General features: G+C 40.1%; 26 protein-coding genes. 19 read left to right on the forward strand and 7 right to left on the reverse strand.

Annotated features, from left to right (window positions below):
• The 9 genes from HT679_RS11340 to HT679_RS06370 all read left to right on the forward strand — a co-directional run.
• A partial coding sequence (locus HT679_RS11340; RefSeq protein WP_240149578.1) for a hypothetical protein occupies window positions 1-1,213 on the forward strand: 1,213 nt, incomplete at its 5' end.
• A gap of 365 nt (window positions 1,214-1,578) precedes the next feature.
• Complete coding sequence (locus HT679_RS11345; protein ID WP_225904826.1) at window positions 1,579-2,481, forward strand: hypothetical protein; 903 nt, start codon at window positions 1,579-1,581, stop codon at window positions 2,479-2,481.
• Window positions 2,482-2,587: 106 nt separating this feature from the next.
• Window positions 2,588-3,280: a DUF6088 family protein gene (locus HT679_RS06340; protein ID WP_240149579.1), complete on the forward strand. Its 693-nt coding sequence runs from the start codon at window positions 2,588-2,590 to the stop codon at window positions 3,278-3,280.
• 141 nt (window positions 3,281-3,421) lie between these two features.
• Complete coding sequence (gene pgdA / locus HT679_RS06345) at window positions 3,422-4,813, forward strand: peptidoglycan-N-acetylglucosamine deacetylase PgdA (RefSeq protein ID WP_173213610.1); 1,392 nt, start codon at window positions 3,422-3,424, stop codon at window positions 4,811-4,813.
• 115 nt (window positions 4,814-4,928) lie between these two features.
• Window positions 4,929-5,771, forward strand: a complete 843-nt coding sequence (locus HT679_RS06350) for an aldo/keto reductase (RefSeq protein ID WP_173213613.1) — start codon at window positions 4,929-4,931, stop codon at window positions 5,769-5,771.
• A 272-nt stretch (window positions 5,772-6,043) separates the two neighbouring features.
• Window positions 6,044-6,805 carry an elongation factor Tu gene (locus HT679_RS06355; protein WP_173213615.1) on the forward strand — a complete coding sequence of 254 codons (762 nt, stop codon included), beginning with the start codon at window positions 6,044-6,046 and terminating at the stop codon, window positions 6,803-6,805.
• Between the two features lie 368 nt (window positions 6,806-7,173).
• Entirely contained in the window at window positions 7,174-8,091 is a 918-nt protein-coding gene (gene glyQ / locus HT679_RS06360) for a glycine--tRNA ligase subunit alpha (RefSeq protein ID WP_000038733.1), read from the forward strand.
• Between the two features lie 211 nt (window positions 8,092-8,302).
• Window positions 8,303-10,339: a glycine--tRNA ligase subunit beta gene (glyS, locus tag HT679_RS06365; protein WP_138704450.1), complete on the forward strand. Its 2,037-nt coding sequence runs from the start codon at window positions 8,303-8,305 to the stop codon at window positions 10,337-10,339.
• 42 nt (window positions 10,340-10,381) lie between these two features.
• The gene (locus HT679_RS06370) at window positions 10,382-10,639 is read left to right on the forward strand and encodes a DUF896 family protein (protein WP_000371299.1); all 258 of its coding nucleotides are present in this window, start codon (window positions 10,382-10,384) and stop codon (window positions 10,637-10,639) included.
• 115 nt (window positions 10,640-10,754) lie between these two features.
• On the opposite strand, the gene HT679_RS06375 is transcribed toward HT679_RS06370, so the two are convergent.
• From HT679_RS06375 to HT679_RS06390, 4 genes are read right to left on the reverse strand one after another with little or no spacing between them, the layout of a single operon-like run.
• Window positions 10,755-11,993 (reverse strand): NAD(P)H-dependent oxidoreductase, encoded by a 1,239-nt coding sequence (locus HT679_RS06375; RefSeq protein WP_164226729.1) that lies wholly within the window; start codon window positions 11,991-11,993, stop codon window positions 10,755-10,757.
• An 18-nt stretch (window positions 11,994-12,011) separates the two neighbouring features.
• The gene (locus HT679_RS06380) at window positions 12,012-12,617 is read right to left on the reverse strand and encodes an NADPH-dependent FMN reductase (RefSeq protein ID WP_033677008.1); all 606 of its coding nucleotides are present in this window, start codon (window positions 12,615-12,617) and stop codon (window positions 12,012-12,014) included.
• 59 nt (window positions 12,618-12,676) lie between these two features.
• Window positions 12,677-13,600, reverse strand: coding sequence for an FAD:protein FMN transferase (locus HT679_RS06385; protein ID WP_173213617.1), 924 nt, complete (start codon window positions 13,598-13,600; stop codon window positions 12,677-12,679).
• Complete coding sequence (locus tag HT679_RS06390) at window positions 13,570-13,752, reverse strand: hypothetical protein (protein WP_173213661.1); 183 nt, start codon at window positions 13,750-13,752, stop codon at window positions 13,570-13,572. Before HT679_RS06390 ends, HT679_RS06385 begins: the two co-directional genes overlap by 31 nt.
• A gap of 142 nt (window positions 13,753-13,894) precedes the next feature.
• Here HT679_RS06390 and HT679_RS06395 point away from each other — a divergent pair, with 142 nt between their 5' ends.
• The 3 genes from HT679_RS06395 to pdxT all read left to right on the forward strand — a co-directional run bounded on the left by HT679_RS06395 (window position 13,895) and on the right by pdxT (window position 16,884).
• Window positions 13,895-15,274, forward strand: a complete 1,380-nt coding sequence (locus tag HT679_RS06395; RefSeq protein ID WP_173213619.1) for an FAD-dependent oxidoreductase — start codon at window positions 13,895-13,897, stop codon at window positions 15,272-15,274.
• A 152-nt stretch (window positions 15,275-15,426) separates the two neighbouring features.
• Window positions 15,427-16,302, forward strand: coding sequence for a pyridoxal 5'-phosphate synthase lyase subunit PdxS (pdxS, locus tag HT679_RS06400; RefSeq protein WP_173213621.1), 876 nt, complete (start codon window positions 15,427-15,429; stop codon window positions 16,300-16,302).
• A complete protein-coding gene (pdxT, locus tag HT679_RS06405; RefSeq protein WP_173213623.1) occupies window positions 16,303-16,884 on the forward strand; it encodes a pyridoxal 5'-phosphate synthase glutaminase subunit PdxT in 582 nt (193 codons plus the stop codon). It abuts the gene before it with no gap.
• Between the two features lie 20 nt (window positions 16,885-16,904).
• Here pdxT and HT679_RS06410 read toward each other — a convergent pair whose 3' ends face one another.
• The gene (locus HT679_RS06410; protein ID WP_173213625.1) at window positions 16,905-17,552 is read right to left on the reverse strand and encodes a hemolysin III family protein; all 648 of its coding nucleotides are present in this window, start codon (window positions 17,550-17,552) and stop codon (window positions 16,905-16,907) included.
• The gene (locus HT679_RS06415) at window positions 17,549-17,995 is read right to left on the reverse strand and encodes a DUF1836 domain-containing protein (RefSeq protein ID WP_173213628.1); all 447 of its coding nucleotides are present in this window, start codon (window positions 17,993-17,995) and stop codon (window positions 17,549-17,551) included. Before HT679_RS06415 ends, HT679_RS06410 begins: the two co-directional genes overlap by 4 nt.
• 134 nt (window positions 17,996-18,129) lie before the next feature.
• Between HT679_RS06415 and HT679_RS06420 the strand changes: the two genes are divergently transcribed.
• The 7 genes from HT679_RS06420 (at window position 18,130) to trxB (ending at window position 22,482) form a co-directional block, all read left to right on the forward strand.
• Window positions 18,130-18,624, forward strand: coding sequence for a GNAT family N-acetyltransferase (locus tag HT679_RS06420; RefSeq protein ID WP_173213630.1), 495 nt, complete (start codon window positions 18,130-18,132; stop codon window positions 18,622-18,624).
• Entirely contained in the window at window positions 18,624-19,133 is a 510-nt protein-coding gene (locus tag HT679_RS06425) for a methylated-DNA--[protein]-cysteine S-methyltransferase (protein ID WP_173213633.1), read from the forward strand. Before HT679_RS06420 ends, HT679_RS06425 begins: the two co-directional genes overlap by 1 nt.
• A gap of 12 nt (window positions 19,134-19,145) precedes the next feature.
• Entirely contained in the window at window positions 19,146-19,502 is a 357-nt protein-coding gene (locus tag HT679_RS06430) for an arsenate reductase family protein (RefSeq protein WP_000889091.1), read from the forward strand.
• A gap of 157 nt (window positions 19,503-19,659) precedes the next feature.
• A complete protein-coding gene (locus HT679_RS06435) occupies window positions 19,660-20,460 on the forward strand; it encodes an amino acid ABC transporter permease (RefSeq protein WP_173213635.1) in 801 nt (266 codons plus the stop codon).
• Window positions 20,460-21,203, forward strand: coding sequence for an amino acid ABC transporter ATP-binding protein (locus HT679_RS06440; RefSeq protein ID WP_049511344.1), 744 nt, complete (start codon window positions 20,460-20,462; stop codon window positions 21,201-21,203). The genes HT679_RS06435 and HT679_RS06440 overlap by 1 nt, the downstream gene beginning before the upstream one ends.
• A gap of 77 nt (window positions 21,204-21,280) precedes the next feature.
• On the forward strand, window positions 21,281-21,505 hold the full coding sequence (locus HT679_RS06445; protein WP_000926599.1) for a DUF4059 family protein: 225 nt from the start codon (window positions 21,281-21,283) through the stop codon (window positions 21,503-21,505).
• Between the two features lie 65 nt (window positions 21,506-21,570).
• Window positions 21,571-22,482, forward strand: a complete 912-nt coding sequence (trxB, locus tag HT679_RS06450; protein ID WP_173213637.1) for a thioredoxin-disulfide reductase — start codon at window positions 21,571-21,573, stop codon at window positions 22,480-22,482.
• Here trxB and HT679_RS11350 read toward each other — a convergent pair.
• Window positions 22,479-22,670, reverse strand: a complete 192-nt coding sequence (locus HT679_RS11350) for a hypothetical protein (RefSeq protein WP_240149580.1) — start codon at window positions 22,668-22,670, stop codon at window positions 22,479-22,481. The two genes, trxB and HT679_RS11350, sit on opposite strands and share 4 nt — an antisense overlap.
• Window positions 22,671-22,691 lie beyond the last annotated feature (21 nt).

Raw genomic sequence — 22,691 nt, forward strand, 5'->3', positions numbered from 1 at the left:
AACCGCAGCTCAAGGTAAGTTGGACAAAGCGAAAGAGAAGTTAGTCGACAAAGAAGACAAGACAGCTCTAACGCAAGCGAAAGAGGACTTGGAAGCAGCCCTTACTCCAGGAGCATCAACATCTGGTAAGACAGAAGCAAGTAAGAAAGCTTATGAAGACGCGAAGGCAAAAGCTCAAGAAGCTGTAACCGAAGCTGAAAAAGTGATTGCGAACGCGAACGCAACGGAACAAGACGTAGCGGATGCGAAAGCGAAAGTGGATGAAGCGAAGAAAGAACTTGATAAAGCCAAAGAAGGCTTGGTAGATAAACCAACTTCTGTACCAAGTAATGATGGTAACACTAACAATAGTGCTAACACCAACAACGGTGATAATACCGACAATAGTAGTAACAGCAATACTAGTGGCGACACTAATAACAGTGCTAACACTAACAACGGCGCTACTACCACCCCTGCTGACAGCAATAGCAACAGTGCGACACCAGGTAACAGTGGCAACACTCCAGCCTCTGGTGTGACGACAGACGATAGTAGTAATAGCAATCCTGCTACTCCATCGTCTACTGTTGGACAGGCTCAAGCAAGTACTCCAGTTCAGGAGACTCCAGTTTCTACATCGACTCCAAACAATTCAGGCGATACAACAACTCCTAGCGAGACTCGTCCTGTTGACAAGTCTGAACTTGCTCGATTGGTTGAAGAACTGGAAACTCGTTTGAAAGACTTGGATGGTATTGATCAATCTGTCATCGACGCTGCGAAGGTCATTCTCGGTGAGGGTCAAGAAGCCCTTAGAAATGCTGACTTGACAGAGGCAGGCTTGAAAGAGATGACTGCCAAGGTCAAAGAAGCACTCGAATCCTTGAAGGGCAAGCAAGCGACTAAGGATGAAGAAGAAACGAAAGAAACAAGCAAAGAACAAGCTCATCTTCCGTACGGTACGATGATTGGCAGCCTGCTCGCCCTTCTTGGTCTCCTTCTCTTCCTCATCGCGCGTCGTAAGAAAGAGTCAGAACTCAAGAAATTGACCAAGGAATTAACTAAGGTTCTGCAAGATGGCGACCTTACAAGTGTAGATGCGAAAGTCCTTGACCAAGCACGAGAAGCTCTCGCTCAAGCAGTTGCCTTCCTAGCCAATGAGAAAGAGTCTGAGCACACAGAAGATGAGTTGATTGAGAAACTCAAAGCTATTCTTGCTCAGTTAAGATAAGCGACATGTGAAATATCGCAGGCGACCATAGAAGTTACTACATTGCTGGATAATAACGATAGGAAAAGTTAGTAGCAAACCTGTAGTGGGAATATACCAGTTTCTAGCGGGGAAATGGTTCTGGGGACAGGACACCGTCTTTTGGATGGGAATGCTTCCTCCTTAGTATCAGTAGAAGTCTTCGATGGCAGAGTAAGATAAAGAAGAAACACGAGACAAGTAAGATAGTTCATGAAATGGAACTGAGAATTGCTGGTGTGGACTCTTGAAGGAAGTAATGGATAGAAAGAAGTTGAAAAGCGTCTTTCTATCCATCTTTCTTTAGGAGTATATGTAAACGCTTTAAAAAGAGAAAGGGTAATGGAATGGGAAAACATGAAAGCAGAAAAAATAAACCTATTTTATTAGTAGGGAATGGTATCAATAGATTATTTGCGAGCGAGCCAGAAAATGATGATTTCTTTAATGTCGACAAGTTTAGAGGTGAAAAAGAGGCGGAGAAACGTTCATTACATGCTGAGATAAGCGATTCTTTAAGTTTTCCGATGAGGATTTCAGTAAACTATGAGGGGAAAGAAGAAACTGTCGCAGAGGAACTAACTGATTTTTTGAAGGATAAGATGACAATTTCAAAAAGAAAGAAAGAGTTTCTTGAGGACTTATTAACGTTAGAAGTAGAGAATATTTTGACGACGAATTACAGCTTTGAATTTGAAAAAACAATCTGTACTAATCCATCTATTGGAAAAATCTTAAATCTATATGGATATGGGAAGGAGGGTGAAATCAGTAAAAAGGAAAAGGAGCTAGGAATTTATCAGTATATAAAATTAGGTGATCGAAAAAAACTATGGCATATACATGGAATAGCAACGAGAAAAAAGTCTATTATACTAGGACAATACTATTATGGCTATTTGCTTTCGCAGGTGATAGGATATACGTCTGAATTATTAAGGAGATGGAATTCTCAAAATGATTTTTATCATCATTCATGGATTGATTGTTTTGTAAGCAATGATGTTCATATCCTTGGTTTTGCTTTAGATTTAGCTGAAATCGATTTGTGGTGGCTACTCGCATACAAGAAGAAACATTTTGAATTTACAAAGGTGTATTTTTACTCTAAAGGTGGAGATTTAGATGATAATGTGAGAATACTCTTGTGTACATATGGCGTTATTATAAAAGAAATAAATACGGCTGACTATCATGATTTTTATAATCAAGTTATTACTGAAATAAGAAATGGGATAAAAAATGGATAGAGATTCTACATAAGAAGAGGTATGCTATCTCTTTGATAAAAATGACTCTCATTTGACTTTTTGCACTAAAAATAGCATCATATTCGGTGCAAAGGAGGCGTGATAGATGAACTATAAGCAGGAAATAGTAAAGAGGATAGAAAATTTTGAATCAAATCAAGTTTTTATAGCAAATGATTTCTTTGATATTGCAGGATATGAAACTGTTCGTAGTACATTAAATCGTCTTGTAAAAGACAAAGAGATTACTCGCATTTTGAAAGGTATTTATTATAAACCAAAATATATAGAATTGATTGGAGAGTATGCAATGGCGTCTGTGGATGAAGTTGCTGATGCTATTGCTAGAAAATATAATTGGACCATTGCTCCATCGGGAAACACAGCCCTGAATTTACTTGGTTTATCTACGCAGGTACCAGCAAAATGGACCTATATATCAGATGGAAGATATGCTAGTTTTAATGTTGGTAAGGCAAGGATAGAATTTAAGCAGAGAAATAATGGAGATATTTCAAATATGTCAACCTTAACTGCAATAGTGATACAATCTGTCAAGGCAATGGGGAAAGAGAACATTACTTCTCAGCAGATTGACTACTTACGGAAAAAATTATCTGAAGAAGAAAAGTCAACATTACTAGCTGAAGGTAAAACTACAAGTGTCTGGGTATATAGTATTATCAAGAAAATATCAGAGGTGCAGGGATGTTTGAGGATAAATCGATTGGGAAAAATAAATCAATTTCTCAGAATGTTTTTAGAAGTCACGGTGTCTATTCTAGCTTCAATCCACTAGAAATTCCATAGATAGAAAACTAGATGGTTCCTACAGATAGGGCTGATCGAGTTGATGTGAGATGCTTTGGCTTGCTGGAGGAATTCTGGATTGCCAAACTGTATCATTGAAATTATTGCTCAAATTTGTTATGATATAAATATGAATAAAAGTAGACTGGGACGTGGCAGACACGGGAAAAAGAGACATGTATTATTGGCTTTGATTGGTATTTTAGCAATTTCTATTTGCTTATTAGGCGGATTTATTGCTTTTAAAATGTACCAGCAAAAAAGTTTTGAACAAAAGATTGAAACGCTCAAAAAAGAGAAAGATGATCAACTGAGTGAGGGAAATCAGAAGGAGCATTTTCGTAAGGGGCAAACCGAAGTGATTGCCTATTATCCTCTCCAAGGGGAGCAAGTTATTTCATCTGTTAAGGAACTGATAAATAAAGATATTAAGGACAAGCTGGAAAGTAAGGAAAATCTTGTTTTCTACTATACGGAGCAAGAAGAGTCAGGTTTAAAGGGAGTCGTCAATCGTAATGTAACCAAACAAATCTATGATTTAGTTGCTTTTAAGGTTGAAGAGACTGAAAAGACCAGTCTTGGAAAGGTTCACTTAACAGAAGATGGGAAACCTTTTACACTTGACCAACTGTTTTCAGATGCTAGTAAGGCTAAGGAACAGCTGATAAAAGAAATGACCTCTTTCTTACAGGATAAGAAATTAGAGCAAGAAAAGATTGATCAGATTGTTAAAGGTTTCTCTGACCAAGATTTATCTGCATGGAATTTTGATTATAAGGATAGCCAAATCATCCTTTATCCAAGTCCTGCGGTTGAAAATTTAGAAGAGATATCCTTGCCAGTATCTGCTTTCTTTGATTTTATCCAATCCTCATACTTACTTGAAAAAGATGCAGCATTGTACCAGTCTTATTTTGATAAGAAACATCAAAAAGTTGTCGCTCTAACCTTTGATGATGGTCCAAATCCAGCAACGACTCCGCAGGCGTTAGAGACTCTAGCTAAATATGGTGTTAAAGCCACTTTCTTTGTGCTTGGGAAAAACGTTTCTGGAAATGAGGACTTGGTGAAAAGAATAAAAGCTGAAGGTCATGTTGTTGGAAACCATAGTTGGAGTCATCCGATTCTCTCGCAACTCCCTCTTGATGAAGCTAAAAAACAAATTACAGATACCGAAGAGATTTTGACAAAAGTTTTGGGAACGAGTTCTAAACTCATGCGTCCGCCTTATGGAGCCATTACAGACGACATTCGCAATAGCCTCGATTTGAGCTTTATTATGTGGGATGTGGATAGTCTGGATTGGAAGAGTAAAAATGAAGCGGCTATTTTGACGGAAATTCAGCATCAAGTAGCTAATGGCTCTATCGTTCTGATGCATGATATTCACAGTCCGACAGTCAATGCCTTGCCGAAGGTCATTGAATATTTGAAAAATCAAGGGTACACCTTTGTGACCATACCAGAAATGCTCAATACTCGCCTAAAAGCTCATGAGCTGTATTATAGTCGTGATGAATAAGCAACAAAAATGGGTCTGTCAGATATTTGATAGACTTATTTTTTACAGAAGATAGTACTAATTAGCAAAAAATGGTTTATACTATAATTGATAAATAAAATAGAAGGAGAAGTATATGAATACTTATCAATTAAATAATGGGGTAGAAATTCCAGTTCTGGGATTTGGAACCTGGAAAGCTGAAAATGGAGAGATTGCCTACCAAGCAGTTTTAGAGGCTTTAAAGGCAGGCTATCGTCATATCGATACGGCAGCGATTTATAAAAATGAAGAAAGCGTTGGTCGTGCTATTCAAGATAGTGGCATTCCGAGGGAGGAAATTTTTGTAACCAGTAAACTCTGGAATACAAATCACAACTATGAGCAAGCTCGTCAAGCTTTTGAAGAGTCTTTAGAAAAGCTGGGCTTGGATTATTTGGATTTGTATTTGATTCATTGGCCAAATCCAAAACCTTTAAGAGAAAATGAGGCATGGAAAACTCGCAATGCTGAGGTCTGGAGAGCGATGGAGGATCTTTACCTAGAAGGTAAAATCCGTGCTATCGGAGTTAGTAATTTCCTTCCCCATCATTTGGATGCCTTGCTTGAAACAGCAAATATCGTTCCAGCGGTCAATCAAGTTCGTTTGGCGCCAGGTGTGTATCAAGAGGAAGTGGTAGATTATTGTCGAGAAAAAGGAATTTTATTGGAAGCTTGGGGGCCTTTTGGTCAGGGAGAACTGTTTGATAGCAAGCAAGTGCAAGAAATTGCGGTAAATTACGGAAAGTCTGTTGCTCAGATAGCCTTGACCTGGAGCTTGGCAGAAGGATTTCTACCACTTCCAAAATCTGTCACAGCCTCTCGTATTCAGGCTAATCTTGATTGCTTTGGAATTGAACTGAATCATGAGGAGCGAGAAATCTTGAAAACGATAGCTGTTCAGTCGGGTGCTCCACGAGTTGATGATATGGATTTCTAGAAAATCATAAAAAGAATTGTACATTGTTCTAATTTTTGATATAATAGTCTGCAGGAAAGAAAGTCTTATGGCGTTCTTCAAGCGAGCTTGGGATAGTGGGAGCCAAGTAGGGCAAAATAAAGAACTGGCGCTTTCTGTCTTATCTTTACAAACAATGAAGTAATAAATTAGGGTGGAACCGCGTTTTTGACGCCCCTAGGTTAAATCAACCTAGGATTGTCGGATGCGGTTCTTTTGTTTATTCAGTCTATTGTGTGAAAGAAAGGAGAGCCGTGGATAACCTTTATCTTGTAAAAGATGATAGCCAACTAGTTGCATTTCGTGATTTTGTATTAAGAAATACTGAGAAGCTGGAGGCTTATCAATCTTTTTTAAAGAATGAACTGGCAGTCTATGATTTCCCCCAAGCCGTCATTTGGTCAGATTTTAATGCTGCTACACAGATTATTAGGGAAAGTCCTGTTCCTGCCTATACAAATAATAGACGAATGGTTATGACGCCTGATTTAGCTGTTTGGAAAGAGCTGTATTTGTATCAGTTGATGGACTACGAATGTTCTCGGCAAACTCAAGCAATAGAAAGTCACTATCATTCTTTATCTGAAAATTTCCTCTTACAGATTGTAGGACATGAGTTAGCTCATTGGTCGGAGCATTTTTTAGATGATTTTGATGGTTACGACTTTTATATCTGGTTCGAAGAGGGGATGGTTGAATATATTAGTCGCAAGTATTTCTTGACAGAAGAAGAATTTCAAGCGGAAAAAAATTGTAATCAATCTCTCGTAGAACTTTATCAGAAGAAGTATGGTTGGCATTCATTGAATGATTTTGGTTCCTCAACTTATGATAAGAACTATGCAAGTATTTTTTACGAATACTGGCGTAGTTTTTTGACAGTGGATAAGTTGGTAGAAAATCTAGGTAGTGTAGAAGCAGTCTTCGATTCTTATCATCTATGGGCAAATACAGATAAAACTCTTCCCTTGTTAAATTGGTTTGTTCAGCAGAAATTAATTGAAAAAGAAATATAAAAATTAAAGGAGTAAACAATGTCTAAGAAATTAACATTTCCACTGCGTCAGTGGCAGAGACCTCCTTACAGTCGAATTGCCCCACGCTCAGCACTAGAGTGCCTGAGCTAGACGCAGTACTAACTCGTCTTGCCTCGTATGATCGACGAGGCAGACTCGTGTCGCAAGTAATTTATATAAAAAGGAGTAAATAATGTCTAAAAAATTGACTTTCCACTGCGTCAGTGGCAGAAACCTCCTTCAGTCGGACTGCCCTACGCTCAGCACTAGAGTGCCTGAGCTAGACGCAGTACTAACTCGTCTTGCCTCGTATAATCGACGAGGCAGACTCGTGTCGCAAAAAATCATTTTTTATTAAGGAGTATTCAATGTCTAAGAAATTAACATTTCAAGAAATTATTTTGACTTTGCAACAATTTTGGAATGACCAAGGTTGTATGCTTATGCAGGCTTATGATAATGAAAAAGGTGCGGGAACAATGAGTCCTTATACTTTCCTTCGTGCTATCGGACCTGAGCCATGGAATGCGGCTTATGTAGAGCCATCACGTCGTCCTGCTGACGGTCGTTACGGGGAAAACCCTAACCGTCTCTACCAACACCACCAATTCCAAGTGGTCATGAAGCCTTCTCCATCAAACATCCAAGAACTTTACCTTGAGTCTTTGGAAAAATTGGGAATCAATCCTTTGGAACACGATATTCGTTTTGTTGAGGACAACTGGGAAAACCCATCAACTGGTTCAGCTGGTCTTGGTTGGGAAGTTTGGCTTGACGGTATGGAAATCACTCAGTTCACTTATTTCCAACAAGTTGGTGGATTGGCAACTGGCCCTGTGACTGCGGAAGTTACCTATGGTTTGGAGCGTTTGGCTTCTTACATCCAAGAAGTAGATTCTGTCTATGATATCGAATGGGCTGATGGTGTAAAATACGGAGAAATCTTCATCCAGCCTGAGTACGAGCATTCAAAATATTCATTTGAAATTTCGGATCAAGAAATGTTGCTTGAAAACTTTGATAAGTTTGAAAAAGAAGCTGGTCGTGCCTTGGAAGAAGGATTGGTGCACCCTGCCTATGACTATGTTCTCAAATGTTCACACACCTTTAACCTGCTTGATGCGCGTGGTGCCGTATCTGTAACAGAGCGTGCAGGCTATATTGCTCGTATCCGTAACTTGGCCCGTGTCGTAGCTAAAACCTTTGTCGCAGAACGAAAACGCCTAGGCTACCCACTTTTAGATGAAGCAACACGAGCTAAACTCTTAGCAGAAGACGCAGAATAAAGAGAGTGACAAATTACGAAAATGGGCGAACAGTGTGAGCCCTGAACCAGTTGCCGCAGTGATGAAGGTATCCTTAGTGAAGCTAAGGATACTAGGCAAAATTGGAGACTTTTGGCTCCAATTTTAGCAATGAAACAACGAAGTTGGTTGCTTGCGTGCCAATCACATAAGGCAAACTGGAAAATAAAAAGATATTTTTCGGAGAAAAAACATGACAAAAAACTTATTAGTAGAACTCGGTCTTGAAGAATTACCAGCCTATGTTGTTACACCAAGTGAAAAACAACTAGGCGAAAAAATGGCAGCCTTCCTCAAGGAGAACCGTCTGTCTTTTGAAGCTATTCAGACCTTCTCAACACCACGTCGTTTGGCTGTTCGTGTAACTGGCCTTGCAGACAAACAGTCTGATTTGACAGAAGATTTCAAGGGTCCAGCAAAGAAAATTGCCTTGGATAGTGATGGCAACTTCACCAAAGCAGCTCAAGGATTCGTCCGTGGGAAAGGCTTGACTGTTGAAGATATCGAATTCCGTGAAATCAAGGGTGAAGAATATGTCTATGTCACTAAGGAAGAAATTGGTCAAGCAGTTGAAGCCATTGTTCCTGGTGTTGTAGATGTTTTGAAGTCACTGACTTTCCCTGTTAGCATGCACTGGGCTGGAAATAGCTTTGAATACATTCGTCCTGTTCACACTTTGACTGTTCTTTTAGATGAAGAAGAGTTTGATTTGGATTTCCTTGATATCAAGGGCGGTCGTGTGAGCCGTGGCCATCGTTTCTTGGGAAAAGAAACTAAGATTCAGTCAGCCTTGAGCTATGAAGAAGACCTTCGTCGTCAGTTTGTAATTGCAGATCCACGTGAACGTGAGCAAATGATTGTTGACCAAATCAAGGAAATTGAGGCAAAACATGGTGTAAGTATCGAAATTGATGCTGATTTGCTTAATGAAGTCTTGAACTTGGTCGAATACCCAACTGCCTTTATGGGAAGTTTTGATGCCAAATACCTTGAAGTTCCAGAAGAAGTTTTGGTGACTTCAATGAAAGAACACCAACGTTACTTTGTTGTTCGTGATCAAGACGGTAAACTCTTGCCAAACTTCATTTCTGTTCGTAATGGAAATGCAGAGCATTTGGAAAATGTCATTAAAGGAAATGAAAAAGTCTTGGTAGCTCGTTTGGAAGACGGAGAATTCTTCTGGCGTGAAGACCAAAAATTGGTGATTTCTGACCTTATTGAAAAATTAAACAATGTGACTTTCCATGAGAAAATTGGTTCCCTTCGTGAACACATGATTCGTACGGGTCAAATCGCTGTACTTTTGGCAGAAAAAGCTGGTTTGTCAGTGGATGAAACAGTTGACCTAGCCCGTGCAGCAGCCATTTACAAGTTTGACTTGTTGACAGGTATGGTTGGTGAATTTGACGAGCTCCAAGGAATTATGGGTGAAAAATATGCCCTTCTTGCTGGGGAAACTCCAGCGGTAGCAGCTGCTATTCGTGAACACTACATGCCTACATCAGCCGAAGGAGAACTTCCAGAGAGCAAGGTTGGAGCCATTCTAGCCATTGCAGACAAATTGGATACGATTTTGAGTTTCTTCTCAGTAGGCTTGATTCCATCAGGTTCTAATGACCCTTATGCCCTTCGTCGTGCGACGCAAGGTGTGGTTCGTATCTTGGATACCTTTGGTTGGCACATTGCTATGGATGAGTTGATTGATAGCCTTTATGCTTTGAAATTTGACAGCTTGACTTATGAAAATAAGTCAGAGGTTATGGACTTTATCAAGGCTCGTGTTGATAAGATGATGGGATCTACTCCAAAAGATATCAAGGAAGCCGTTCTTGCAGGTTCAAACTTTGTTGTGGCGGATATGTTGGAAGCAGCAAGTGCTCTCGTAGAAGCAAGCGAGAAAGAAGACTTTAAACCATCTGTTGAATCACTTTCTCGTGCCTTTAACTTGGCTGAGAAGGCAGAAGGAGTTGCTACAGTTGATTCAGCTCTCTTTGAGAATGAAGAAGAGAAAGCCTTGGCAGAAGTAGTAGAATCACTCGTTTTGTCAGGGACTGCCAGTCAGCAATTGAAACAGCTCTTTGCGCTTAGCCCAGTCATTGATGCTTTCTTTGAAAATACTATGGTTATGGCTGAAAATGAAGCAGTCCGTCAAAATCGTTTGGCAATCTTGTCTCATTTAACTCAAAAAGCAGCTAAGCTTGCTCGTTTTAACCAAATCAATACCAAATAAAATCTGTTAAACGGATTAAATCTTATCATAAAGGAGAGAAACATGGATCCTAAAAAAATTGATCGTATTAACGAGCTGGCCAAAAAGAAAAAAACAGAAGGCTTGACACCAGAAGAAAAAGTTGAACAAGCCAAACTACGTGAGGAGTACATCGAAGGTTATCGTCGCACTGTTCGTCACCACATCGAAGGGATCAAAATTGTGGACGAAGAAGGAAACGATGTTACACCAGAGAAACTACGTCAAGTCCAACGTGAAAAAGGCTTACATGGCCGTAGTCTCGATGATCCAAATTCATAATAAGTATTCTTTCTTTTAACAAGGATAGGTGAAATAATAATCAAAAGACTAGCAGACACAAACTGCTAGTCTTTTTTAACTAAAAAAGGAACCAAAATGGTTCCTAAAACTATCATTAGTAACTTGCACCAGCTGTAGCGTCTGCGCCACCACCGTGACCTCCAGCATCACTTGAATCAGAAGCTCCAGATGTAGCATCTGCTCCGCCATGTCCTCCAGCAGGAGCTGCAGCATTTCCACCAACTAGACGTTGACCAGTTGTTTCCAAGTACCAATCGAGCCATGGTTGGAAATTGAAGATGATTTCATTGATTCCAGCATATGAACCATCTGGATAGTACATTGCCTTGTAGTTATGTGTATTGATAACACCTTCAGGTGTTCCCGGCACAATTGTACGGACATATTCTTGATCTCCGTTACGTAGTACACCGACAACCCATTCAACGTTTTTCATTCTTTCAGGTGGTAGGGAAGCATGTACTGTTCCTAGTCGGCTACCTGCTTGAACGCGCACACGTTTACCATACATTGTATTTGGATCTTGATGGGCGTTATTATAGTACAAGAATTGGTTATTATCATCCGCATATGTCAACTCAAATGGCATTGCTTTCAAGAACATATCAATTTGGTTAACTGTCAAGATACCGTGGTCTAATTTAACGTAAGTATCTCCTGAAACAGCTCCAACAAGCTCAGCTGCTTTTTCTACCCATTCAGGATCATCAGGGTCAACACCTTGAATTGTAGTTGCGATTGGTTTTGTACAATATAAATCTTCTGGTGCGATTGGTTTTGGTTTTTTCAATTTTGAAACGACTCCCACATATTTTACAAAGTTGTCTAAACATGTTTCAAGGAAATTAACAGTTCCTTCATTTGTTATATTCCCATCAACATCAAAAGCTTCTTTGGCTTTACCAAGAAGGAATTCATTTCCTGGAAGAGTGTAGGCATTGACACCTGGAGCGTCAAGAATCTTACGAAGGTGAACTTGGGCACGAGAAGTACCTTGGTCGTAGTAAGAAGCTCCCACAATCATAACTGGTTTGTTTTCAAATGGATGAACTTCGTATGAAAGCCATTCAAGAACCGATTTTAGAGAAGCTGAGATTGTGTGGTTGTGCTCAGGAGTAGCAATAATGACACCATCAGCACGAGTAATTTTGTTATATAAATAACGTAATTGGAAACTTTCATCCCATTTTTCGTCTTGGTTAAACATTGGAACTTCATCAATTTCGAGAACTTCTAATTCAAATTTGAGTTTGAAGTGACGACGGATGAATTCCAAGAGTTTACGGTTATATGATTGATCGTAGTTTGATCCTACAAGTCCAACAAATTTCATTCTTTTTGGTCTCCTATCTTACAAATTTTCCCAGTCAAAGTCTTCAGCATCTTTGCGAAGTAGGGCTTGTGCGTTGCGCAATTTTTCTGTGATTTTTACAAAGATACGGAAGTCGTCAAAAGTGGCATCCAGTTTTTTAATAACATCAAGATCTACTAGATCTCCACTTGGATTAAAGGCTTGAAGAGAATGTGAAAGCAAGAATTCATCTGGAAGGACACTTGCTTTGATTTCTGGAGCATTCAAGATTTGGCGAAGTTGCATTTGAGCACGTGATGAACCAAGCGTACCGTAAGAAGCACCTGTAATCATGATTGGTTTGTTCAAGAGTGGGTAAATACCATAAGACAACCAAGCAAGAGCGCTCATCAAAACAGCTGGGATAGAGTGGTCGTACTCAGGAGTACCGATAATAACACCATCTGCCTCTTCAATTTTAGCAGCAATTTCCAGAATTTCAGCAGGTACTTGCTTGTCAGCTGGTTTGTTGAAGACAGGAATGTCTTTAATTTCAACAAGTTCAATTTCAGCTTTGTCAGCAAAGTGTTTTTGCATGTATTGAAGCAATTGACGGTTTGTAGAACGTTTTGAATTTGTTCCAACAATAGCAATAAGTTTTAACATGAGATTTCCTTTCTCTTTTTACATAATACGATTTTAAAACTCCATTGAAACAGTTGTCTCTATAGAGTAGGAATTCCTGAAGAACAGCTTAGGTGGCCTTCCTTATCGATGAGGATGGCTTCGATGCCCTTCAAACTTTCGACTTGCCAGAGGATAGAAGCTGGTCTTTCTCCAAAGAGTCGAGTTGTCCAGATTTCGCCATCAACTGATTTATCAGAGATGATTGTGAGACTAGCGAGTTCTGTTTCAACAGGGTATCCTGTTTGGCTGTCAAAAATGTGATGGTAATCTTGTCCATCGACGGTCAGGTAACGTTCATAAATGCCTGAAGTCACGACAGATTGATTGACAACAGGAATGGTCATTAAGTGATTTCCCCTTGGATTGGCTGGGTCTTGAATCCCAATTTGCCAAGATTGATTCCCTCTTGCCTGATTTTTTCCAATGGTCAGGATATTCCCTCCCAGATTAATCAAGGCAGAAGTCACACCCTCTTTCCTAAGAAATTGGGCAACCTTATCCGCACTATAACCCTTGGCTAAACAACCAAGATCAATCTTCATTCCTTTCTGTTTTAGAAACACAGTCGAAGTAGTAGATTCTAACTCGATATAATGGGGATTGATTAAAGGGAGCACCGATTCGATTTCTTGAGGTTGGGCAACCTTGGCGTCTGAAAAACCGATGCGCCAGGTCTGAATCAAGGGACCAATGCTGATGTTGAGATGGCTAGAGGGCGCTAGGCTATGCTCTAATCCAAGTGAAATCAATTCAAACAAATCAGGATGAACTTTGACTGGAGCTATTCCAGCTTGATGATTGATTTCCATCAACTCTGATTCTTGACTATTGGCATTGAAGCGGTATTCTAGCTCTCTGAGTAAATAAAAGGATTTTTGGAGCAAGCTATCTGCTCGCTCATCCACTAATGAAATAGTGATAGTGGTTCCCATTAGGCGTTCAGAATGTGAACGAAGAGGCAAGTTACCAACTCCTTTCTCATATAGAAAATAAGTTGTAATATCAAATAATTATCTAAATTGAAGCCCTTACATTTTATTTTCATGTTATTAGAATACCATAAAGTTAGAATTTTCACAAATAAAATTTGAAAAAAATCAAGAAATATGCTCATAAAAATCATGAGCCTTGAAATCAGGATAATGGGGAATTACTTTTGATAAAAAATGATGAAATAATAGCAAACCTCTTGTAAACGCTCACAGAAAATGGTATACTAGAGGAGTAAATAAAAAATTAAAGGTAGGAATTATCTTATGAGTAAAATCGTGGTCGTGGGTGCTAACCACGCTGGAACAGCATGTATTAATACTATGTTGGATAATTTTGGTAATGAGAACGAAATCGTTGTATTCGACCAAAATTCTAACATCTCTTTCCTAGGATGCGGAATGGCCCTTTGGATTGGTGAGCAAATTGACGGTGCTGAAGGCTTGTTCTATTCTGATAAAGAAAAATTGGAAGCTAAAGGTGCTAAAGTCTACATGAACTCGCCAGTTCTTTCAATTGACTATGATAACAAAGTAGTTACAGCCGAAGTTGAAGGAAAAGAACACAAAGAATCATACGAGAAATTGATTTTTGCTACGGGTTCTACACCAATCTTGCCACCAATTGAAGGTGTTGAAATTGTTAAAGGAAACCGCGAATTTAAAGCAACTCTTGAAAACGTACAATTCGTCAAATTGTACCAAAACGCTGAAGAAGTTATCAATAAACTTGCTGACAAGAGCCAACACCTTGACCGTATCGCCGTTGTTGGTGGTGGTTACATCGGTGTTGAACTTGCTGAAGCCTTTGAACGTCTTGGCAAAGAAGTTGTCCTTGTTGATATTGTAGATACTGTCTTGAACGGTTACTATGACAAAGACTTCACTCAATTGATGGCTAAACACTTGGAAGACCATAATATCCGCTTGGCTCTTGGTCAAACTGTTAAAGCGATCGAAGGTGACGGTAAGGTTGAACGCTTGATCACCGATAAAGAAAGTTTCGATGTGGATATGGTAATCCTTGCAGTTGGTTTTTGTCCAAATACAGCTCTTGCTGATGGTAAGATTGAACTCTTCCACAATGGTGCCTTTCTTGTAAATAAAAAACAAGAAACTTCACTTCCGGGTGTATTCGCTGTGGGTGACTGTGCAACTGTTTATGACAATGCACGTAAAGACACTAGCTACATCGCGCTTGCTTCAAATGCTGTTCGTACTGGTATCGTTGGTGCATATAACGCTTGTGGACATGAATTGGAAGGAATAGGTGTTCAAGGTTCAAATGGTATCTCAATCTACGGTCTTCACATGGTTTCAACTGGTTTGACTCTTGAAAAAGCTAAAGCTGCTGGTTACAACGCAACTGAAACAGGCTTTAACGATCTTCAAAAACCAGAATTTATGAAGCATGACAACCATGAAGTTGCCATCAAGATTGTCTTTGACAAAGATAGCCGTGAAATTCTTGGTGCACAAATGGTTTCACACGATTCTGCAATCAGCATGGGAATCCACATGTTCTCACTTGCTATCCAAGAGCATGTGACAATTGATAAATTGGCATTGACAGATCTATTCTTCTTGCCACACTTCAACAAACCATACAACTACATCACAATGGCTGCCCTTACAGCTGAAAAATAATATTTGATGAACTATTTGGCCTTAAGTTAAGGTCAGATAGTTTTTTTAGTCAATATGTACCCATACAATTGTCCATTTTTTATCTTGTGATTCCTTCTAATCTAACTTAAAATGAAATAGTAGCTACCAATACAAATGATGAGGATAAAGAAATGACTGAAAATCGTTATGAATTAAATAAAAACTTGGCACAGATGCTCAAGGGCGGTGTTATCATGGATGTGCAAAATCCTGAACAGGCCCGTATTGCAGAGGCTGCTGGTGCGGCAGCTGTGATGGCCTTGGAGCGGATTCCAGCAGATATTCGTGCAGCTGGAGGTGTTTCCCGCATGAGTGATCCAAAGATGATTAAGGAAATCCAAGAAGCGGTTAGTATTCCAGTGATGGCCAAGGTCAGAATCGGGCATTTTGTTGAAGCTCAGATTTTAGAGGCTATTGAGATTGACTATATCGATGAGAGTGAAGTTTTATCGCCAGCTGACGACCGTTTCCATGTGGACAAGAAAGAATTTCAAGTACCTTTTGTCTGTGGAGCTAAGGACTTGGGTGAAGCCTTGCGTCGTATCGCTGAAGGTGCTTCTATGATTCGTACCAAAGGAGAACCAGGTACAGGAGATATCGTTCAAGCTGTTCGTCATATGCGTATGATGAATCAGGAAATTCGCCGCATTCAAAACCTACGTGAGGACGAACTTTATGTTGCTGCCAAGGACTTGCAAGTCCCTGTAGAATTGGTTCAATATGTCCATGAACATGGGAAATTGCCAGTTGTAAACTTTGCGGCTGGAGGCGTTGCAACGCCAGCAGATGCTGCACTGATGATTCAATTAGGGGCAGAAGGTGTATTTGTAGGTTCAGGTATTTTTAAGTCAGGAGATCCTGTTAAACGGGCCAGTGCTATTGTCAAAGCTGTGACTAACTTCAGAAATCCTCAAATCCTAGCTCAAATCTCTGAAGATTTAGGAGAAGCCATGGTTGGTATCAATGAAAATGAGATCCAAATCCTCATGGCTGAGCGAGGAAAATAGATGAAAATCGGAATATTAGCCTTGCAAGGTGCCTTTGCAGAACATGCAAAAGTGCTAGATCGATTAGGTGTCGAGAGTGTCGAAATCAGAAATTTAGAGGATTTTCAGCAACATCAGAGTGACTTGTCGGGTTTGATATTACCTGGAGGTGAGTCTACAACCATGGGCAAGCTCTTACGAGACCAGGATATGTTGCTTCCTATCCGAGAAGCCATTCTATCTGGTTTACCAGCCTTTGGAACCTGTGCAGGCTTAATTTTACTGGCTAAGGAAATCGCTTCTCAAGAAGAAAGTCATCTAGGAACTATGGATATGGTGGTCGAGCGAAATGCCTATGGACGCCAATTAGGAAGTTTCTATACGGAAGCAGAATGTAAGGGAGTTGGTCAGATTCCAATGACCTTTATCCGTGGTCCAATTATCAGCAGTGTTGGAGAAGATGTAGAAATTCTAGCAACAGTTGACAATCAAATCGTTGCTGCTCAAGAAAAAAATATGTTAGTGACCTCTTTTCATCCAGAATTGACTGATGATGTGCGCTTGCACCAGTACTTTATCAATATGTGTAAAGAAAAAAGTTGAGATTGAATTTCTCAACTTTTTTACATGTAATAAACAATGGCGATGTACTGGAGGGCAGATGCTGCTAGGATAAAGAGATGCCAAATCATGTGGAAATAAGGTTTTTTCTTGGCGTAAAATCCAGCCCCAACTGTATAAGAGAGTCCGCCAGTTACCATGAGACTCCAGAAAATTGGCGTTGTTTGACTGATAATGGCAGGAATGATAGCTAGAACCAACCAGCCCATAATCAGGTAAAGAGCAAGGCTGAATTTCTCATTGACTTTTTTAGCAAAGATTTTATAGAGGATGCCGAAAATGGTCGTTCCCCACTGGATGACAATAATCAGATAACCAAACCAGTTATTCATCAAGGTCAAGACGACGGGCGTGTATGAGCCAGCAATGGCAACATAAATCATCGAATGGTCAATAATTCTCAAGACATATTTGTGGGTTGAACCATAGGCCATAGAGTGGTAAATGGTGGATGATAGAAACATGAGAAAGAGACTAATAACGAAAATGGAAACACCAATAGATGATAAAAATCCGTGTGCCTCATAAGTATAGGTGGATGAAATGGGGAGTAAGATGAGCATGATGACTGCACCTACGGCATGGGTCACGCTATTAGCAATCTCCTCTCCAAAACTGAGTTGTTTGCTGAGTTTAAGACTAGTGTTCATTGGCTTTCCTCCTCTTCAGTATGATGGATTAAGGCTAGAGTTTGATGATAGAGTTTAACGGTTTGGCAGCTGGTTTGGATAATGGGGTTAGCTGGATCAATTCCTTGGTTCATGTAGTCCACAAAAGCATCGTAGAGTTGGTCTGAACTTGCTTGACTTTGGAGAGTATTCAGTGTCTGTGCTATTTCTTGAATAGAAAATACAGACTTGAGGCTTGTGATAGCAATCAAACGGGCAATCTGTTGGCGTTGGTATTTTTTCTTGTCAGGCTTTGTCAGGTAACCATGTTTCACATAATTATTGACCATAGATGCTGTCAGGCCCTTATCTTTATCAGGAGAGATAGGGGCGCAGACCTGATTGACATAGAGCAAAACCTGATCCAGATAGAGGTCAATGTTTGGAATTTCTGCCCATTTAGGGTAGGAAAAGGTGGTTTTCATTTTCAACTCCTTTTTATCTAGTTTTAATAACTAGATTATAAAATAATAAAAACGGAAAGTCAAATTTTAACTGCTTGTGAAAAGGCTTAAATTATGCTATGATGGGAGAAACTAGTCAGAAAAGAGGAGAAAAGATGGAGATTCGTTTAGCTTTTCCAAATGAAGTAGATGCCATCATGCAGGTGATGGAGGATGCTAAAAAATGTTTAGCAGATGCTGGTAGTGACCAGTGGCAAAATGGCTATCCAAATGCTGATATTATTATTGAAGATATTATCTCAGGTCAAGCCTATGTAGCCTTGGAAGAGGGAGAATTACTAGCTTATGCAGCTGTGACCAAGAGTCCAGAGGCAGCCTATGAAGCTATTTATGAAGGAAAATGGCAAGCTGGAGAGTCAGAGTACCTAGTCTTTCACCGTATTGCTGTGGCAGCAGATGTCCAGGGACAGGGGGTTGCTCAGACTTTCCTAGAGGGATTGATTGAAGGTTTTGATTATCTTGATTTTCGCTCGGATACACATGCTGAAAACAAGGTTATGCAGCATATCTTTGAAAAACTCGGTTTTAAACAGGTTGGTAAGGTTCCAGTTGATGGCGAACGCTTGGCCTATCAAAAATTGAAGAAATAATGCAAAAGAAGTACGCAAAAATGCTCTACTCTTCGCCAATTGGTATTCTATCACTGGTAGCTGATGACCAGTATTTGTATGGCATTTGGGTTCAGGAGCAGAAGCATTTTGAGAGGGGACTAGGAGATGAGACGATAGAATCAGTTGTTAGTCATCCCATTTTAGACCCAGTTATTGCTTGTTTAGATGATTACTTTAAAGGCAAGTCTCGAGATTTATTCGAATTGCCCTTGGCTCCAATCGGAACGGATTTTGAAAAGCGAGTTTGGTCCTATTTACAGGGAATTCCTTATGGTCAGACAGTGATCTATGGGCAAATAGCACAAGATTTGCAAGTGGCTTCTGCTCAAGCAATTGGTGGAGCAGTGGGGCGCAATCCTTGGTCTATCCTAGTACCTTGTCATCGTGTGCTGGGAGCAGGCAAGCGTCTGACAGGGTATGCTGCAGGAGTGGAAAAGAAAGCTTGGCTCTTGGAGCATGAAGGCGCAGATTTTAAAGATATAAAATAGAAAGTGAAACACATGTTAGAATTTATCGAATACCCAAAATGTTCAACTTGTAAAAAAGCAAAACAAGAATTAAACCAACTCGGTGTGGACTACAAAGCTGTTCACATCGTGGAAGAAACACCTAGTCAAGAAGTCATTTTAAACTGGCTAGAAACCTCAGGGTTCGAGTTGAAGCAATTTTTCAACACCAGTGGAATCAAATACCGTGAATTGGGGCTGAAAGATAAGGTAGGAAGTCTGTCAAACCAAGAAGCAGCTGAGTTGCTAGCAAGCGACGGTATGTTGTTAAAACGGCCGATTTTAGTAGAAAATGGAACTGTTAAGCAAATTGGTTATCGAAAAGCTTACGAAGAATTGGGATTGAAATAGTTTTTATCTATCTCTTTGATAGATAAAATATATAACCTCTCTGTTTCAAAGTATGATAAACTAGTAGGTAGACAAAGTCTGTATCTGACCGTAGCAAATAATTTCATTGACGGCAGAAGTATGGTAGAATGAATCATTATCAGGAGAGGATGTTTTTATGAATGTTACAACGATTTTAGCATCAGATTGGTACCAAAACTTGATGCAATTGATTCCGGATGGCAAGTTGTTTAGCTTGCGTTCGGTCTTTGATGGAATTCCGAGAATTGTTCAACAACTGCCAACAACGATTATGTTGACAATTGGTGGTGCCTTTTTTGGCTTGGTTTTGGCGCTTCTTTTTGCCATTGTGAAGATCAATCGTGTCAAGATTTTATATCCCTTGCAGGCTTTCTTCGTTAGTTTCTTAAAAGGGACACCGATTTTGGTCCAACTCATGTTGACCTACTACGGAATCCCTTTGGCTTTGAAAGCCCTCAATCAGCAATGGGGAACTGGTCTCAATATCAATGCGATTCCAGCCGCTGCTTTTGCGATTGTAGCCTTTGCCTTTAATGAGGCAGCTTATGCCAGTGAAACCATTCGTGCAGCCATTCTCTCAGTCAATCCTGGTGAGATTGAAGCGGCACGCAGTCTGGGGATGACCCGAGCACAAGTTTATCGTCGAGTGATTATTCCAAATGCAGCAGTTGTGGCGACTCCAACCTTAATCAATTCCCTAATCGGCTTGACCAAGGGAACTTCCCTAGCCTTCAGTGCGGGTGTTGTGGAAGTCTTTGCCCAAGCTCAGATTTTGGGTGGTGCCGATTATCGTTACTTTGAACGCTTTATCTCTGTTGCCCTTGTTTATTGGGTAGTCAATATTGGAATTGAGAGCCTCGGTCGTTTCATCGAGAGAAAAATGGCTATTTCTGCACCAGATATAATGCAAACAGATGTGAAAGGGGACCTTCGTTAATGATTAAGATTTCGAATTTAAGCAAATCCTTTTCAGGACAGACTGTCTTGGATCATCTGGACTTGGATATCCAAAAAGGGGAAGTTGTAGCCTTGATTGGTTCTTCAGGAGCTGGAAAATCAACTTTCCTTCGCAGTCTCAATTATCTTGAAACGCCTGACAGTGGCTCTATTCAGATTGATGATTTCTCAGTTGATTTTTCTAAAATTACTCAAGAAGAAATCCTTGCCCTACGCCGTAAGCTGTCTATGGTTTTCCAACAGTTTAATTTGTTTGAACGCCGCACAGCACTTGATAATGTGAAAGAAGGCTTGCTTGTTGTCAAGAAATTATCTGACCAAGAAGCGACTAAGATTGCCAAGGAAGAGTTGGCTAAGGTCGGGCTTTCTGACCGTGAAAACCATTACCCTCGCCATTTATCAGGTGGACAGAAGCAACGGGTTGCCTTAGCGCGTGCGCTTGCTATGAAACCAGATGTCTTGCTCTTAGACGAACCAACTTCAGCCCTTGACCCAGAATTGGTCGGCGAAGTAGAAAAGTCTATTGCAGATGCTGCTAAGTCAGGTCAGACCATGATTTTGGTCAGTCATGACATGTCCTTTGTAGCCCAAGTGGCTGATAAGATTCTCTTCTTAGATAAGGGGAAAATCATCGAGTCTGGAACACCGGATGAGATTATCCACCATCCAAAAGAAGAGCGGACAAAAGAATTCTTCGCTAGTTACAAACGGACTTATATTTGATATAATAGATAAAGAAAAACTCAGTTAGCTGGACTAGCTGAGTTTACTCTTTAAAAAAGATAGAAATGAGAGAAATCATGCTACTGCAACTATTTTCTTTATATTTCGAGAGTTTGATCTTGACTACCATCCTCGTCCTGATTTTTTTAGGGATTTGGATTGGACTGAGAGCCATGTCGGGAGTGGATAAGACAGCCAAGGCTCGCCAAGCCCATCTCTATGATATGATTATGATTGGAGTCTTGGTTGTTCCAGTATTATCCTTTGCGGTTATGAGTTTAATTCTTGTTTTCAAGGCATAATCCTTGCGTGATTGACAAGAAAGAGTTAGAATAAAGGTAGTTACAACAAGAAAGAAGGAAACTATATGTACGATACTATTATTATCGGTGCTGGACCTGCAGGGATGACTGCGGCCTTATACGCTGCTCGAAGCAATCTAAAAGTAGCCTTGATTGAAGGTGGTTTGCCAGGAGGTCAGATGAATAATACATCTGATATCGAAAATTATCCAGGATACGCTAATATCAGTGGACCAGAATTGGCAGAAAAGATGTTTGAACCGCTTGAAAATCTTGGTGTTGAGCACATTTATGGCTATGTTAAAAATGTAGAAGGCCATGGTGATTTTAAGAAAGTGATGACTGATGACCAAACATATGAAACACGTACAGTTATCGTAGCAACTGGTTCTAAACACCGTCCTTTGGGAGTACCTGGAGAAGAAGAACTGAACAGTCGTGGTGTTTCTTACTGTGCCGTGTGTGATGGTGCTTTCTTCCGAGACCAAGATTTGTTGGTAGTTGGTGGTGGAGATTCAGCTGTTGAAGAAGCCCTCTTCTTAACTCGTTTTGCCAAGACTGTTACCATTGTTCACCGTCGTGACCAACTTCGTGCTCAAAAGGTTTTACAAGACCGCGCCTTTGCGAATGAGAAAATCAGCTTTATCTGGGATTCTGTAGTGAAGGAAATCAAGGGTGAAAACAGAGTAGAATCTGTCGTATTTGAAAATGTGAAAACAGGTCAAGTGACAGAACAAGCCTTCGGTGGCGTCTTTATCTATGTTGGATTGGACCCTCTTAGCGATTTTGTTAAAGAATTGAATATCCAAGATCAGGCTGGTTGGATTGTGACAGATAACCACATGAAAACTGCAGTTGATGGTATCTTTGCCGTTGGAGATGTTCGTTTGAAAGACCTTCGCCAAGTGACAACAGCAGTTGGAGATGGAGCTATCGCTGGTCAAGAAGCTTACAAGTTTATCACAGAACATAGTTAATACACTTCGAAAATCTCTTCAAACCACGTCAGCTTCGCTTTGCCGTAGGTATGAGTACTGACTTTGTCAGTTCTATCCACAACCTCAAAACAGTGTTTTGAGCTGACTTCGTCAGTCTTATCTACAACCTCAAAGTGGTGCTTTGAGCAACCTACAGCTAGCTTCCTAGTTTGCTCTTTGATTTTCATTGAGTATAATCATAAAAAAGT

The organism is Streptococcus sp. 4886, assembly GCF_013276485.1.
Taxonomy (GTDB): Bacteria; Bacillota; Bacilli; order Lactobacillales; family Streptococcaceae; genus Streptococcus.